The organism is uncultured Roseovarius sp. (genome assembly GCF_913054395.1).
In the GTDB taxonomy this organism is placed as follows: Bacteria; Pseudomonadota; Alphaproteobacteria; order Rhodobacterales; family Rhodobacteraceae; genus Roseovarius.
The window spans coordinates 1-14,698 of the sequence record NZ_CAJXIP010000017.1; the positions used below are offsets into that span (position 1 = coordinate 1).

The window sequence follows — 14,698 nt, forward strand, 5'->3', positions numbered from 1 at the left end:
CCGAGCTTGTCGCCGAAATAGTAATAGATCATGCGCTTGGATGTGCGGGTGCGGGCCGCGATTCTGTCTACCCTTGCGCCTGATAGTCCGTGTTCGGCGAATTCTGTCACGGCCACCGCAAGGATGTCCCGCTGCACTGCTTCAGGATCCTGTTTCCAGCTGCGTTTTTCCTCTTGGTTTTTTGTCGTCATGCGGCCTCCTTGGTTTCTTATAACACGGGATAATTAACCGGCCAGAACAATTGCCTTGACCAAATATACCAACTGGTTCATTTTGAACGGATCACGCGGAAGGGGGAGGTCTGCTGGCATATGGGTACCGTGCGCAGGCAGGATGGTCAGGCGACGACCCCGCGCAGGGGGCTGTTACGCTTGGGCCTTGTCGGGCGTGGCATCGCCCTGTCGCGCACGCCGGCAATGCATGAGTCCGAAGCATCGGCGCAGGGCTTGACCTGTCGCTACGACTTGTTGGACACGGATATGGAAGTATCTGCAACGCTGCACGACATCCTCGATCAGACAGAGGCGGAGGGTTTCGCCGGTCTCAATGTTACCTACCCCTACAAGCAGCAGGTCATGCCGTTGCTGCATGAGCTTTCGGACGCCGCCCGTCAGGTTGGCGCGGTCAACACGGTCGTCTTTCGCGACGGCAGGCGGTTTGGTCACAACACGGATTTTCGCGGATTTGCCGATAGCTTTGGTGCGGGCTTGCCCGATGCCGATCTTGGCGCCGTCCTTTTGATCGGCGCGGGCGGGGCGGGTGCCGCCGTCGGGCATGCATTGCGAGGCCTTGGCGCGGGGCGTATCCTGGTGCATGACACGCATATTGCTGCCGCCGAAGAACTGGCTGCAAGTCTCCGGGTCTCCGGCGGGCATGCCGAGGCGGTAGAGGATGTCTTGGCGGCGTCTGCCAAGGTTGCCGGACTGGTCAACGCCACTCCGGTTGGCATGGCCAAGCTGCCTGGGCTGCCGATCCCCGCCGCAGCGCTGGAAACGCGCCATTGGGTGGCCGATATCATCTATTTTCCCCTCGAAACCGAACTGTTGCGCCGCGCGCGCGCCATCGGCTGTCCTACGCTTGGCGGCGAGGGGATGGCCGTGTTGCAGGCGGTTCGCGCGTTTGAGTTGTTCACCGGCCGGCCTGCCAATGCCGGGCGGATGTGCGCCACCTTCCGCAGTTTCGACCCGGAGGAGGCGAAGGCACGCGGGGAAGCATAATATAAAATTTTCAAGATCCACTTTGAAGAACAGGTCAACCAAAAGGGAGGAAACCAATGACACACTTAACCCGCCGCACCGCAATTGCGGCTGCAATCGCCGCGACGACCGCACTCGCGTTACCGGGTGCATCGCTGGCACAAGACAAGCCGGTGCTGCGTTTCAGCTCGGTCGTTTCGGAAAACGATATTCGCGCCGAGGCCTTTGCCGAAATCGCCGCGGCCGTGTCGGATACGTTCGACTTTCAGGTTTTCAACGGTGCAACGTTGGTCAAGCAAGGGACCGAGATGACCTCGATCCAGCGCGGCAACCTTGAAATGGGGCTGATCGCGCCGCAGGCCATCGCGGAGCAGATCCCCGAATGGTCCATCGTGACCTCGGCCTATTTGTTCAGCGATGCCGCCCATCTGAAAGCCACGTTCGACAGCGAAGTCGGGGATCAGCTTAAACAGATGGCGGCAGATGCCGGCATTCACGTTCTCGCACCGGTCTATTTCGGTACCCGTCAGGTCAACCTTGCACCCGATAAGGAAATCATGACGCCGGAGGATCTTAGTGGTGTGACCTTGCGCATGCCGGGCGGAGAAGCCTGGCAGTTCCTTGGCGAAGCCATCGGGGCCAACCCGACCCCGCTGGCCTATGCAGAGGTATACACCGCATTGCAGACCGGGGCCATCGACGGTCAGGACAACCCGCTGCCGAACGACTACAACATGAAGTTCTACGAGGTGACGAGCCAGATCGTCCTGACCGGGCACCTGATCGGCTTTGACGTGATCGGGATAGGCAAGGAGCTGTGGGACAGTTTCTCGCCCGAACAGCAGCAAACGCTGCAATCGGCCGTCGATACGGCAATCGCAAAGAGCACGCAGCGCCACCTTGACCGTGAAGCGGAGCTTGTACAGTTCTTCAAGGATCAGGGCTTGAAGGTTTATGAGCCCGACCGGATCGCTTTCCGTGACCATGCCCAGAAGAAATATCTCGAATCGGACTTTGCCAAAAGCTGGCCTGAGGGCATGATCGAAGCAATCAACGCGCTGGCGAAGTAACTCGCCGATCAAACTGCCTCGGCGGGCCCTTCGGGGCTCGTCGACCCACCGGAAAGTAACGATGACCCCTGCATCCCGATTTGCCTCCAGGGCCCGGGCTTTGGCCGAAGCGGTTCCTGCCATACTCCTGGCGATGATGTTCGTATCCTTTATCATTCAGGTGTTCATGCGCTATGTCGTCGGAAGCCCTGTCGGGTGGACTGTCGAGGTCTGCGTCATGGCGTGGCTCTGGATTCTCTTGTGGGGACAATCCGTATCGGCCCGCGAAGAGGACGAGATTCGTTTTGACATTCTCTACGGCGCTGTCTCGCCGCAATGGCGCCGTCGGTTTCGGTTGACCTTTTCGGTGCTCCTGGTGGGCATCTATGCATGGTCTCTGCCCGCTCTGTGGGATTTCGTCACTTTCATGAAGATCCAGAAGACGACATACCTCGATATCCGCTTCAACTGGGTCTATTCCATTGCGATCCTGTTTTCGGTCGCCTCCATTCTGCGCTATCTCCGTATCTTCTGGGCATCAGCGCGTGGAAGCGGTGAACCGAAAGACGGGACGGATACCGTGACGCGCGCGGACTTCAACGCATGAGCTGGGAATTCTACCTCACAGTCGCGGCCATCATCCTGACCGCCCTGATCGGCCTGCCGATCGGGCATGCCATGCTGGCCTCTTCCGTGTTCTACCTGCTGTTGCAGGGACAGGACATGTCCATCGCCTTCGAGCAGATGCTGACCGGGCTCTACGGCTCTTACGTGCTGCTGGCGATTCCGCTTTTCATTTTTGCGGCCGACCTGATGAATGTCGGATCGCTCTCCGACCGCCTGCTGGATTTCTGCAAGGCACTGGTCGGCCGGTTCCGCGGCGGGCTAGGGCATGTCAACGTGGTCTCGTCGCTGATCTTTTCCGGCATGTCGGGCTCGGCTATCGCAGATGCGGTGGGGATGGGGCGGATCATCATCAACCTGATGACCAAGGACGGCAAGTATCCCGGCGCCTACGCCGGGGCGATTACCGCCGCTTCGGCGATCATCGGGCCGATCATACCTCCGTCGATTCCGATGGTCCTTTTCGCGCTGGTGTCGGACACCTCGATCGGCTTCCTGTTTCTCGCGGGGGTCGCACCGGGCCTGATCCTCGGCGTGCTTCTTATGGCGACGAATGCCTGGCAGGCCCGGGTGCACAATTATCCGGTCGAAGAGCCTGTGCCATTGCGCGAACTACCGCAGATCACCTTGAGGGCCATTCCCGCGCTCCTGATGCCGGTCATCCTGTTGGTGGGCATCTATGGCGGTATCACAACCCCGACCGAGGCGGCGGCGCTTGCCGCGCTTTATGCCTTTGTCGTCTCTACGGTCTTTTACCGTTCGGTCAGTCTGCGGGAGGCATATGACACTGTTCGCTTGTCCGCCAAGGCGACCGCGTCGGTGGGTTTCCTTATCGCCGGTGCGCTCGCGTTCAATTATGTCGTGACCATTGAACAGGTTCCGAATGTCATTCGTGCGGCCTTGTCGGGCGTGGAACTGTCGCGGATCGGTTTCCTGTTGTTGGTGAACGCGATGCTTCTGGTACTGGGATGCCTGCTTGAAGCGAATGCCATCCTTCTGGTGATCGTACCGATCTTCCTGCCCACCGCGGTCGCTTTGGGGGTGGACCCCGTGCATTTCGGAGTAATCGTAGTCGTCAACACGATGATTGGCCTGGCGACACCGCCCTATGGCTTGCTCCTTTTTGTTGTTACTTCGATTACGCGCGCGCCGATCCGGGACACGATCCGCCACCTGCTACCGTTCCTCGCGCTGATGATCGCGGGGCTTCTCATCATAACCCTCTTGCCTGACATCGTCCTGTGGTTGCCCCGCCTCTACGGGTACACGGGTTGATACCGGAGAATTCAAATGACCAATACCATCCTTGTCATCAACGGACCGAACCTTGATATGCTGGGCACCCGGCAACCAGAGGTTTACGGCTATGACACTCTGGCCGATGTAGAGGCGCTATGCCGCAGGATTGGCAAGGAAGAGGGCGTCGAAATCGACTTTCGCCAAAGTGACAGCGAGGCGGAAATCATGGGCTGGATCAAACAGGCCCGCGGCACCGCTGCCGGCCTGCTGATCAATCCGGCCGGGTTCACATCGACATCAATTGCGATCCTCGACAGCTTGCTGATCTATGAGGGCCCGATCATCGAGGTGCATATCTCGCCGCTGTTCCGGCGAGACGAGTTTCGCCACCTTTCCTATGTCTCCAAGGCCGCGACGGCCAAGATCGAGGGGTTTGGAATTCGCGGTTATGACTTTGCCATTCGCAAACTGGCCGAGTTGGCGCGGGGCTAGACCTTAGCCGTACCGTCCGGTTGCCAGCAAAGGCGCGCGAAACGTTCAAAGATCGAGGCCGTAGAGCGCGGGTTGGGGAGCCATGCAGTGGACTCCAAAGGGGGTTTATCTTGAGACGCCCTGAATTCAGACAAAGAAGCGTTTGCTGTTGCGCACTATGTGGTCGACGAACAATCGCACCTTTGGGTCCTGGAGCTTTTTGTGCGGATATAGACAGCCGAAGATCGTAGGCATCGGAGGGCTGTGCGGGAGCACTTCAACAAGGCTCCCCGTTTCCAGATGTTTGCGTACATCAAATCGCGGTTTATTCACAATGCCCCGCCCGGCCAGCGCCCAATCCGTCAGGACATCGCCGTCGTCGGCGTCATACCTGCCCCGAACCTCCAGTTTCCTGGGGCCCATATCGGTCTGAACGGTCCAGAAATATTCAGGAGATCCCGGAAATCGCAACAACAGGCAATTGTGCCTGGCGTCCAGCAAGTCATCCGGCGTAGTTGGCGTACCACAGCGCGACAGGTACTCGGGGGAGGCACAGAGGACCCGCTCGCAATCCGCGATTTTCCGTAGCTTCATAGTGGAGTCACCGGGGTCTCCGACAAAAAAGGCGATGTCCAGCCCGTCGGCCATGATGTCAACCTTGCGGTCCGACAGGCGCATCCGAATCTCGGTATCCGGATAGGTTTCGGAATATTCCGGCACCAAAGGCGCCACGATTCGGCGTCCAACCCCAAGAGGGGCCGTGATACGCAGGACGCCGCGCGGTGCCTCGGAAAAACTCGCGACTCGGGCTTCGGCATTGTCCAGTGCCTGCAATACGGCTCTTGCCTCATCGTAGAATACCGTGCCGACCTCGGTCGGGGTCATGGAGCGTGTCGTTCGGTTGAAAAGACGCACGCCTAGATGTTTCTCTAGCTCTTTCAAGCGTTTGCTTGCGACTGCGGGCGTCAGTCTCAGGTCGCGGCCACCCGAAGTAATGCTGCCAAGCTCCATCACGCGGACAAAGATACGCAAGCTTTCGATGTTGGGCATTTGTCGCCCCCCTTTGCCCGAAGTATGCAAAACGACCGATTCATTTTCAACGTTTTGTTGAAAGAATTTTCTGTTTGCAGCGATTTTTCGACGGAATACTTGTGTCTATGGTCGTTTCCAACATCACAGGCCGGACCTGGCGATTGGGAGGCAACCATGACCTATCGACGTGACATTCGTTTTGTTCTCAACGGCACCAACGTGTCGGTGCCCACCGTTGCGGCCAGTCAGACACTTTTGGATTTTCTGCGGCTTGAACGCCGCCTGACCGGTACGAAGGAAGGCTGCGCAGAGGGCGATTGCGGGGCGTGCACCGTTCTGGTTGGGCGTCTTGGCGAGGCGGGGCTTGTGTATGAGCCGGTCAATGCCTGCATCCGGTTTCTGGCTTCGGTCAACGGCTGCCACGTGGTCACGGTTGAACATCTCTCCGGCCCGAACGGGCGGCTGCATCCGGTACAGGAGGCGATGGTTGACTATAATGGCAGCCAATGCGGTTTCTGCACACCCGGCTTTGTCATGTCGCTCTATGCGCTTTGGATGCAGACACCCGAACCCACCGTGGGCGAGGTTGAAACGGCGTTGCAGGGGAACCTGTGCCGTTGCACCGGCTACGAACCAATCGTCAAGGCGGCGGTTGCCGTGTCCCGTTATGGCACGCCTGCGTCGGATTACCTGAACACGGAGCGTGAAACGATGGCAACGCGCCTGAAGGCGCTTCAGGACAATCAGCGCATCGTGTCCGGCCCTGATGACAACCTGAGCATCGTCCCCGCCGACCTGGATGATCTGGCAGAGTGCCTGCTGACCTACCCGAACGCGACCATCGTGGCGGGGGCAACCGATGTGGGTCTTTGGGTGACGAAATTTCTGCGCAACATCGGACCGGCGATCTTCACCGGTCATTTGAACGAGATGAAAACAGTTGAACGACAGGGCTCTCTCCTCAAGATCGGGGCCGGCGCGAGCTATTCCGATTGCCAATCCCTCCTGTCAAAGCACCTGCCGCACCTGATCCCGTACTGGGGCCGCATAGCGGGGTGGCAGGTGCGGAATATGGGCACCGTGGGTGGCAATATCGCCAACGGGTCCCCCATCGGGGACACACCCCCGGCGCTTATCGCGCTTGGGGCCGAGATCACACTCCGGCACGGAAACGCGCGACGCAGCCTGCCATTGCAGGCGTTTTTCATCGACTACGGCAAGCAGGATCTCGCGCCGGGCGAGTTTGTCGAGAGCATTCAGGTGCCCTTGCCCGGCCCTGATGATCTGGACGCCGCCTACAAGATCTCAAAACGGCGGGACGAGGATATCTCTTCGGTGGCCGTTGGTATCCATATGACGGTGACGGATGATGTGATCCGCAAGGCCCGCATTGCCTTTGGCGGCATGGCGGCGACACCAAGGCGCGCTATGGCGGCCGAAGCGGCGCTCAACGGCCAGCGTTGGACAAAAGAGAATTTTGAGGCCGCCGCAGAGGCATTGGCAAGCGATTTCTTACCGCTCACGGATTGGCGCGCGTCGTCCGAGTACCGGATGCTCGCCGCCCAGAACCTGTTGCGCCGCTTTTACCTGGAGCAGGACGCGCAGACAGACTTTCCCGCCCAACTCGCCATCGCTTAAGACAAGGAGCCGAGAGATGAAGGACGCCGTTTCCATCACCGGGGCTGCCCATATGGACCGCATCCACGACAGTGCCGCCAAGCACGTCACCGGCACGGCCGACTATACCGACGATATCGCCATGCCCGAAGGCACGTTGCATGCCTATCTGGGTGTTTCCGATGTCGCCCATGCGAAACTTTTGGGTATCGACTATACCGATGTTCTGGCAACGCCCGGCGTCGTTGGCGTTCTCACCGCGGATGACGTGCCGGGCGTCAACGACATCAGCCCGACCGGTCTGAACGATGAACCGGTTTTCCCGACCGAGTCGATCCAGTTTCATGGTCAGCCGCTCTTTGCAGTGATCGCCGAGACCCGCGACATTGCGCGGCGCGCCGCCGAACTGGCGAGGATCGACTATGAGATCCAGCCCCACGCGCTTGATCCCATCGCTGCCCAAGAGGCCGGGTACGGCTATGTGACCGCGCCGCTAAAGCTGGAGCGGGGCGATGTTGACCCGGTACTGGACGCCGCCACCAATCGGATCAAGGGGCGAATGGCGGTGGGCGGGCAGGATCACATGTACCTTGAAGGGCATATCGCCTTTGCCATTCCGGGTGAGGACGATGATGTCATCGTGCACTGTTCCACCCAGCATCCGTCTGAGGCGCAGCACATGGTTGCCCATGTCCTGGGCGTGCCCTCGAATGCGGTTGTCGTGAACGTGCGCCGTATGGGCGGCGGCTTTGGTGGCAAGGAAAGCCAGATGAACCTCTTTTGCGCCGTCGCCGCGATGGCCGCGAAGAAGTGGAACCGCGCCGTGAAAATCCGCCCCGACCGCGATCAGGATATGACCGCAACGGGCAAACGCCATGATTTCGTGATTGAGTATGACGTCGCCTTTGACGACGCTGGCCGCATTCAGGCGGTGGATAGCAGCTTTGCCGCTCGATGCGGGTTTTCCGCGGACCTCTCCGGCCCGGTCACGGACCGCGCGCTGTTTCACGCCGATAATGCGTATTTCTACCCGAATGTGCGGCTCAACAGCCATCCAATGAAGACCAACACTGTTTCGAACACCGCGTTCCGTGGCTTTGGGGGGCCGCAGGGGGTGATCGCCGCCGAGCGCATGATTGAAGAGATTGCCTATGCCACCGGTCAGGACCCGTTGGACATCCGCAAGGCGAACTTCTATGGCGAAGAAGGTCGAAACCTGACGCCCTATCACCAGGAAGTCGAGGACAACATTCTGGATCGGCTGGTCGGGGAACTGGAAGAAACGTCTGAATACCGTCAGCGCCGCAAGGATATCATCGCTTTCAATGAAACGTCGCCGGTTCTGAAAAAGGGCATCGCGCTGACGCCTGTCAAATTCGGCATCTCCTTCACCGCGACCTGGTACAATCAGGCCGGTGCGCTTGTTCACGTCTATAACGACGGCTCAATCCACCTGAACCACGGCGGCACCGAAATGGGGCAGGGGCTCAATACCAAGGTGGCGCAGGTCGTTGCCGAGGCGTTGCAGGTTGATTTTGAGCGCATCAAGATCACCAAGACCACCACCGAGAAAGTGCCTAACACCTCGGCAACCGCAGCGTCGAGCGGCACCGACCTGAACGGCATGGCGGCGCTGAATGCTGTAGAGCAGATCAAGGCGCGGCTGATCGAATTTGCGGCGACGACCTGGGATGTGGCCCCGGAAGAGGTCAGCTTTCGCGCCAATCAGGTACATATTGGCAAAGAGGCGTTTTCTTTTGACGCGTTTATCAAACAGGCTTACCTCGCACGCGTGCAGCTTTCCGCAGCAGGTTTCTACAAGACGCCGAAAATCCACTGGAACCGCGCCAAGGGTCAGGGCCGTCCGTTCTATTATTATGCCTACGGCGCGGCGTGCTCTGAAGTGACCATCGACACGTTGACCGGCGAGTACCGCCTGGAGCGTACTGACATCCTGCATGACGTGGGCCGGTCGCTGAACCCGATCCTCGACAAAGGTCAGGTCGAAGGTGCCTTCATTCAGGGCATGGGCTGGCTCACCACCGAGGAATTGTGGTGGGACGATGCCGGACGTCTGCGTACTCACGCGCCGTCGACCTACAAGATCCCGCTCGCGTCCGACCGGCCGCGCGTGTTCAACGTGAACCTTGCCGACTGGTCCGAGAACCGCGAACTGAGCATCAAACGCTCCAAGGCAGTAGGCGAACCGCCCTTCATGCTGGGCATCTCGGTGCTGGAGGCGCTGTCGATGGCTGTGGCCTCTATCGCCGACTATCGCAAATGCCCGCGCCTTGATGCGCCGGCCACTCCCGAGCGTATTCTGATGGCCGTTGCCCGGCTGCGGGCCGAGGGGTGAATCATGTCGCTCAGCACCGCCTCTCTGAATGACTTTTTCGTAGCGCATCCTTCGGTCGTCCGCATTGTGCTGACCCGCGTGCGCGGCTCCTCCCCTCGCAACGAAGGGACCGAGATGTTTGTAACGTCCCGGTCGCTCTGGGGAACTCTCGGTGGCGGCCAACTTGAATATCTTGCGATTGATACCGCACGGAAAATGTTGCGTGACGGGGCATTGCAGCGCGACGTGGACGTACCGCTTGGCCCCGAGATAGGCCAATGCTGTGGCGGGCGTGTTGAAATGCGTCTGAAGCGCATGCGCGGCTCTGACAAGCGCGCCGCAGTGAACCGGGCCCTGAAGGCCGACGCGGCATTGCCCCATGTCTATGTCATGGGGGCCGGTCATGTGGGGCGGGCTCTTGCCAAACTGTTTCAGCATCTGCCGGTGAAGTGCATCCTGATTGACACGCGACCCGAGGAAATCGCCCTGAACACCGCTGCTGTCGAGACCCGCGTTAGTGTTCTGCCCGAAGCGGATATCTGGAATGCCCCCGCAGGCAGTGCCTTTATCGTGCTGACCCATGACCACGCGCTTGATTTCCTGCTGACCTCGGCCGCGCTGGAGCGGGAGGACGCCGTTTACGTCGGCATGATCGGATCGGCCACGAAGCGCGCGAAATTCAGGAACTGGACGCATAAACACTGTGATGGCCAGACCATCGAACATTTGAATTGCCCCATCGGGGCAAGCGGTAGCCGCGACAAGCGGCCCAGCGTCATTGCGGCCTTTGTGGCTGCTGAGGTGATCGCTGAACTGACCTCTGAAACTGCCGCATTCGCCCCTGCCGGGGCATCTGAAATGCCCCGCGCGGGCATATATCCGGGTCGGGAAGGGAAGCTGGTCTGATCGGCCAGAGGAGATCCGATCCATCACAGGAGGAGACCGTCATGGACGGGAGGACATACGACTACAAGCTGTTTACGCGCAGCGATTTCAACGCCTTTTGGGCACTTTTTACCGACAACCTCGTGAACCTGCTAATCCTGTCAGGGGTCTGCCAGTTCGTGTTCCAGATGCCAACCGACATCGTCTTTGACCGGATCGTGCCCGGCGCAGCCATCGCAATTCTAGCCGGTGTTGCAGTCTATACCTATCTGGCGAAATGGGCGGCCAACAAGCAGGGCAAGGACGTGACCGCCCTGCCTTACGGCATCTCGACACCTGTGATGTTTGTCTATCTCTTCGGCGTGATCGGGCCTATCTACTGGGCGACAAACGATCCGCTGCTGGCTTGGCAAGTGGGCATAGGTGCGGGCTTTGTCGGCGGCATCGTCGCGGCACTTGGGGCCATCGTTGGTCCGTTTCTCAAGGGTATCACACCGCGCGCGGGCATGTTGGGCACGCTTTGCGGCATTGCTCTTGTGTTCATCGGGTCGGTGCCTTTGGCCGAGATTTTTGAACATCCGCTGATCGGATTCACATCGCTGTTGTTCATCCTTTGGGGTCTGATTGGACGTTTCCGCCTGCCGGGCAATGTGCCTGCGGGCCTTGTCGCGATTGCTGCCGGAACAGTGATTGCCATTTTTCTGGGGGAATCCAGGATTGACGTAAGCGGCATCGGATTCTACCCGCCCGTTCCATATGTCGGTGATCTGATTGCCGGTATTCACTATCTCATCGCCAACCCGGAGCTTTTCCTGGTGCTGATCCCGGTGCAGATATACAATTTCATCGAAACGATGAACAATGTGGAGTCCGCCGAAGCGGCGGGCGACCATTACCCGGTGGGCCTGTGCCAGGTCACGGATGGCGCGGGCACGATGCTGGGCGCGCTTTTTGGCTCGCCTTTTCCGACCACCGTCTATATCGGCCATCCTGCCTATAAGCGCCTTGATGCGCATGCAGGATACATCGTCGGTGTTGCGGCCGTCATCGCCGTCGCAGCGTTCTTCGGCTTCCTGTCGTTTCTGGCTGGGCTAATCCCAATTGCCGCCGCAGCGCCCGTACTGGTGTTCGTGTCCGTCAGTCTGATTACCAACACTGCATGGGCGGTAAAGCCGATGCATATGGCTGCCGTTTCCTTTGCCATCCTGCCGCATATCTCGGCTTTCCTGATGGTGAAATGGGGGTCGTTGATGAACGCATTGCGCAATTTGGATGTCGAAGGCCTTCCCCCCTTGGGTGACGACGGCCTGACCGCAGCCCTGTTGATGGAAGGCGCGCATTACGAAGGTCATCTGGCCCTTAGCCAGGGTGCGATCATCACCGGTCTGATCTGGGGGGCCATCGTGGCAGACGTGATCGACGGGCGTTTCAAGATGGCGGGGGGGTTTGCCGTTGCAGCGGCTGTCATGTCCTCAGTCGGGATCATCCACTCCTACACTTTGCAAATGCCGCAGTTTGACGGAATCACCGTCGGTTATCTGATCGTCGGCGCGTTCCTGTACCTCTATCCGATGTTCGCACTGAAAGAGGACCTGGAGCATCGTATCATCGTTCCGGATGAGCCGGACTTGATCGACGACGACACGCCCGCGCAACAGGCCTGACCCAATCAAGGGGCGGCCTGCGGGCCGCCTCTGTTCACTCACCCGCAGAAATTGAGACAACCATGACCGACAGATTGCTACGCGGCCGCCTTTTGACCTTTCATCGCGAACCGCAGAGCGGCGACGATAGTGATGCCTATACCTATCTCGAAGACGCGGGCCTCTTGATCCGGAACGGGATCATCGAGGATACGGGACCGTTTGAGACAATCCGGGCGAAGGCCCGCGACGTTGTCGTCAAGGATCACCGGCCGCATCTGATGCTGGCGGGCTTTATCGACACCCATATCCATTTTCCGCAGGTGCAGGTGATCGCCTCCTGGGGCTCGCAGCTTCTGGATTGGCTGAACAACTACACCTTTCCCGAAGAAACCCGCTTTGCCTCGCAAGAGCACAGCCAACGCATGGCGGAAGCGTTCTTCGATCAACTGATTGCCCATGGCACGACCAGTGCGGTGGCGTTCTGTTCGGTTCACAAGACCTCTGCGGATGCGTTCTTTTCGGAAGCGACCCGCCGCAACATGCGCATGCTGGGCGGCAAGGTCCTGATGGACCGAAACGCGCCGAGTGACCTGCGTGACACCGTGCAATCGGGGTATGACGACACCAAGGCACTGATCGTTGACTGGCACGGCAAAGGTCGGAATGGTTATGTGATCTCTCCGCGCTTTGCCATCACCTCGACGCCAGAGCAGATGGAGATGGCAAAGACCCTCGCCGCAGAGCATCCGGGATGTCATATCCAGACGCATTTATCTGAAAACAAGGACGAAATCGCTTTTACCAAAGAGCTTTACGCGCAAGCGCGCGACTACCTTGATGTATACCAAAGCTACGGTCTGCTTGGCGACAAGACGTTACTTGGACACGCCATCCACCTGGAACCGCGCGAAATCGACGCGCTGGTGGAAACCGGGGCGCATCCCGTGTTTTGCCCAACGTCCAACCTCTTTCTGGGAAGCGGGCTTTTCGATCATGGCGGGCTGAGTGCGCGCGGTATCATGAACGGGATTGCAACGGATGTGGGGGCCGGCACCAGCTATTGCATGCTGCAGACGCTGAACGAGGGTTACAAGGTCCTTCAGCTTCAGGGGCAGTCGCTGCATCCGCTGCAAGCCTTCCACTGGGCCACACGGGGCAACGCATGTGTCCTGGGCCTTGAACACAAGATCGGCACGCTTGCGCCGGGGACCGAGGCGGATATCATCATCCTCAATTCCGCTGCCACCGACGCCATGGCCTTGCGCATGGAACGCGCCGAAAGCCTGTCGGAAGAGTTGTTCATTCTGCAGATCATGGGCGACGACCGCGCGATTGACGAGGTCTATGTGAATGGCGTCGCGCAGAAGGCAAAGGCATGACGGCGTCACCCGTGCGCCTGAATGGAAACTTCGCAGTCTAGTTGCGCCTGAGGATCAAGAGCGCGAGCGTTGCTGCGAGTCCAAATCCCGTTGTCAGCCAGATCGCTGACACCCCCCATGCCGTCAGCGCCGCGCCAAAGACGAGCGGTGCCGCTGCCTGCAGGATGCGGGCCGGGGCGTTGAGCCAGCCGATGCGCCGCCCGTAGCCGGCAGTGCCGAACATCGCCAGCGGCAGCGTTCCCCTGGCGATGGTAAGGATACCGTTCCCCGCCCCGTGGAGGAAGGCGAATGCGTAGGATGCGGGCGCCCCGACGGTCACCAGTGCCACGGCGGCGACGGGATGCGCCGCCACGGCCACGCGTGTCGAGACAAGCGGGTGGAACCGGCGCAGCACACCGAACTCAAGCACCCGTGCCGCGACCTGCGCCGGGCCGATGAGTGCACCGGCTGCGATCGCCACGGCTGTGCTGGCCCCGGCAGCCTGCAGCAGACCGGGCAGATGCGCGGCCATCGCTGTCGAGTTGAACGAGGTGACCGCGAAGACGAAGGCGAGCAACCCGAGGGTCAGGCGTGATGGTGGCGGCCCGTCTTTCAGTGGTGCGCTTGGCGTGGCTGCGGTCTCAGTGCCGGTCGGCAACCATGCGTTCAGCGGCAGGGCGACGAAAAGGTGGATCAGCGCCCAGCCGAGGCAGGCCTCTCGCCAGCCCCAAGTCGCCAGCATCAGCCCGGACAATGGCCAGCCCACGGTGCTGGCAAAGCCGGCGATCAGGGTGATGCCGGTGATGGGACCGCGGGCGTCTTTGCCGTAGATACCGGCAAGCGTGGCAAACCCGGCCTCATAGAGCCCGATCCCCATGCCGAGCCCGATCACCGCCCAGCCCGCGAACATCACCACCGGCGACAGGGCCACTGCCAGCAGAGCCAGCCCCGCCGCAAATACGAAGTTGGACGCTATCAGCACGCCCCGGCCGCCAAAGTCGTCGATCCGCACCCCGGCCCATGGTCCGACCATGGCCGAAACCACCATAGCCATGGAAAATGCACCGAAGACCCAGACCGGCGACAGGCCGAGGTCTGCGGCCATCGGCACCGCCAGAACCGCCGGGATGTAGTAGCTGGAAGCCCAGCTGACGGTGAGGGAAGATCCGAGGGCGGCGACGATCAGGCCGCGCCGCGCGGAAGTTAGTCTTGGGATCATGGTGGCGCTTCGATCAGGAAAAGAAAG

13 protein-coding genes are annotated in these 14,698 nt (G+C 60.0%); 10 read left to right on the forward strand and 3 right to left on the reverse strand.

Annotated features, from left to right (window positions below; translation table 11 throughout):
* A partial coding sequence (locus tag QZ522_RS04070; RefSeq protein ID WP_294607830.1) for a helix-turn-helix domain-containing protein occupies positions 1-191 on the reverse strand: 191 nt, incomplete at its 3' end.
* A gap of 120 nt (positions 192-311) precedes the next feature.
* Here QZ522_RS04070 and QZ522_RS04075 point away from each other — a divergent pair.
* From QZ522_RS04075 to QZ522_RS04095, 5 genes are all read left to right on the forward strand, one after another.
* Entirely contained in the window at positions 312-1,217 is a 906-nt protein-coding gene (locus tag QZ522_RS04075; protein WP_294607832.1) for a shikimate dehydrogenase, read from the forward strand.
* 56 nt (positions 1,218-1,273) lie between these two features.
* On the forward strand, positions 1,274-2,266 hold the full coding sequence (gene dctP / locus QZ522_RS04080) for a TRAP transporter substrate-binding protein DctP (RefSeq protein ID WP_294607833.1): 993 nt from the start codon (positions 1,274-1,276) through the stop codon (positions 2,264-2,266).
* Between the two features lie 61 nt (positions 2,267-2,327).
* Entirely contained in the window at positions 2,328-2,852 is a 525-nt protein-coding gene (locus QZ522_RS04085) for a TRAP transporter small permease subunit (protein WP_294607835.1), read from the forward strand.
* Entirely contained in the window at positions 2,849-4,144 is a 1,296-nt protein-coding gene (locus QZ522_RS04090) for a TRAP transporter large permease (RefSeq protein WP_294607838.1), read from the forward strand. Before QZ522_RS04085 ends, QZ522_RS04090 begins: the two co-directional genes overlap by 4 nt.
* A gap of 15 nt (positions 4,145-4,159) precedes the next feature.
* Positions 4,160-4,600 (forward strand): type II 3-dehydroquinate dehydratase, encoded by a 441-nt coding sequence (locus QZ522_RS04095; RefSeq protein WP_294607840.1) that lies wholly within the window; start codon positions 4,160-4,162, stop codon positions 4,598-4,600.
* Between the two features lie 126 nt (positions 4,601-4,726).
* Here the strand turns inward: QZ522_RS04095 and QZ522_RS04100 are convergent, their stop codons facing one another.
* Positions 4,727-5,629, reverse strand: coding sequence for a LysR family transcriptional regulator (locus QZ522_RS04100; protein ID WP_294607841.1), 903 nt, complete (start codon positions 5,627-5,629; stop codon positions 4,727-4,729).
* Between the two features lie 156 nt (positions 5,630-5,785).
* Between QZ522_RS04100 and xdhA the strand changes: the two genes are divergently transcribed.
* The 5 genes from xdhA to guaD all read left to right on the forward strand — a co-directional run bounded on the left by xdhA (position 5,786) and on the right by guaD (position 13,473).
* Entirely contained in the window at positions 5,786-7,249 is a 1,464-nt protein-coding gene (xdhA, locus tag QZ522_RS04105) for a xanthine dehydrogenase small subunit (protein WP_294607843.1), read from the forward strand.
* A gap of 16 nt (positions 7,250-7,265) precedes the next feature.
* Positions 7,266-9,584, forward strand: coding sequence for a xanthine dehydrogenase molybdopterin binding subunit (xdhB, locus tag QZ522_RS04110; protein WP_294607846.1), 2,319 nt, complete (start codon positions 7,266-7,268; stop codon positions 9,582-9,584).
* A gap of 3 nt (positions 9,585-9,587) precedes the next feature.
* Positions 9,588-10,469, forward strand: coding sequence for a xanthine dehydrogenase accessory protein XdhC (gene xdhC, locus QZ522_RS04115; protein ID WP_294607848.1), 882 nt, complete (start codon positions 9,588-9,590; stop codon positions 10,467-10,469).
* Positions 10,470-10,510: 41 nt separating this feature from the next.
* Positions 10,511-12,112, forward strand: a complete 1,602-nt coding sequence (locus QZ522_RS04120) for a xanthine/uracil/vitamin C permease (protein ID WP_294607850.1) — start codon at positions 10,511-10,513, stop codon at positions 12,110-12,112.
* Between the two features lie 62 nt (positions 12,113-12,174).
* On the forward strand, positions 12,175-13,473 hold the full coding sequence (gene guaD, locus QZ522_RS04125; protein WP_294607853.1) for a guanine deaminase: 1,299 nt from the start codon (positions 12,175-12,177) through the stop codon (positions 13,471-13,473).
* 37 nt (positions 13,474-13,510) lie between these two features.
* On the opposite strand, the gene QZ522_RS04130 is transcribed toward guaD, so the two are convergent.
* Positions 13,511-14,671 carry an MFS transporter gene (locus QZ522_RS04130; RefSeq protein WP_294607855.1) on the reverse strand — a complete coding sequence of 387 codons (1,161 nt, stop codon included), beginning with the start codon at positions 14,669-14,671 and terminating at the stop codon, positions 13,511-13,513.
* Between the last annotated feature and the right edge of the window lie 27 nt (positions 14,672-14,698).

Excerpts from the sequence above, each read along its gene's own strand:
- QZ522_RS04075 (WP_294607832.1), top strand. The coding sequence starts at position 312 with ATGGGTACCGTGCGCAGGCAGGATGGTCAGGCGACGACCCCGCGCAGG.
- dctP (WP_294607833.1), top strand. The coding sequence starts at position 1,274 with ATGACACACTTAACCCGCCGCACCGCAATTGCGGCTGCAATCGCCGCG.
- QZ522_RS04085 (WP_294607835.1), top strand. The coding sequence starts at position 2,328 with ATGACCCCTGCATCCCGATTTGCCTCCAGGGCCCGGGCTTTGGCCGAA.
- QZ522_RS04090 (WP_294607838.1), top strand. The coding sequence starts at position 2,849 with ATGAGCTGGGAATTCTACCTCACAGTCGCGGCCATCATCCTGACCGCC.
- QZ522_RS04095 (WP_294607840.1), top strand. The coding sequence starts at position 4,160 with ATGACCAATACCATCCTTGTCATCAACGGACCGAACCTTGATATGCTG.
- QZ522_RS04100 (WP_294607841.1), bottom strand. The coding sequence starts at position 5,629 with ATGCCCAACATCGAAAGCTTGCGTATCTTTGTCCGCGTGATGGAGCTT.
- xdhA (WP_294607843.1), top strand. The coding sequence starts at position 5,786 with ATGACCTATCGACGTGACATTCGTTTTGTTCTCAACGGCACCAACGTG.
- xdhB (WP_294607846.1), top strand. The coding sequence starts at position 7,266 with ATGAAGGACGCCGTTTCCATCACCGGGGCTGCCCATATGGACCGCATC.
- xdhC (WP_294607848.1), top strand. The coding sequence starts at position 9,588 with ATGTCGCTCAGCACCGCCTCTCTGAATGACTTTTTCGTAGCGCATCCT.
- QZ522_RS04120 (WP_294607850.1), top strand. The coding sequence starts at position 10,511 with ATGGACGGGAGGACATACGACTACAAGCTGTTTACGCGCAGCGATTTC.
- guaD (WP_294607853.1), top strand. The coding sequence starts at position 12,175 with ATGACCGACAGATTGCTACGCGGCCGCCTTTTGACCTTTCATCGCGAA.
- QZ522_RS04130 (WP_294607855.1), bottom strand. The coding sequence starts at position 14,671 with ATGATCCCAAGACTAACTTCCGCGCGGCGCGGCCTGATCGTCGCCGCC.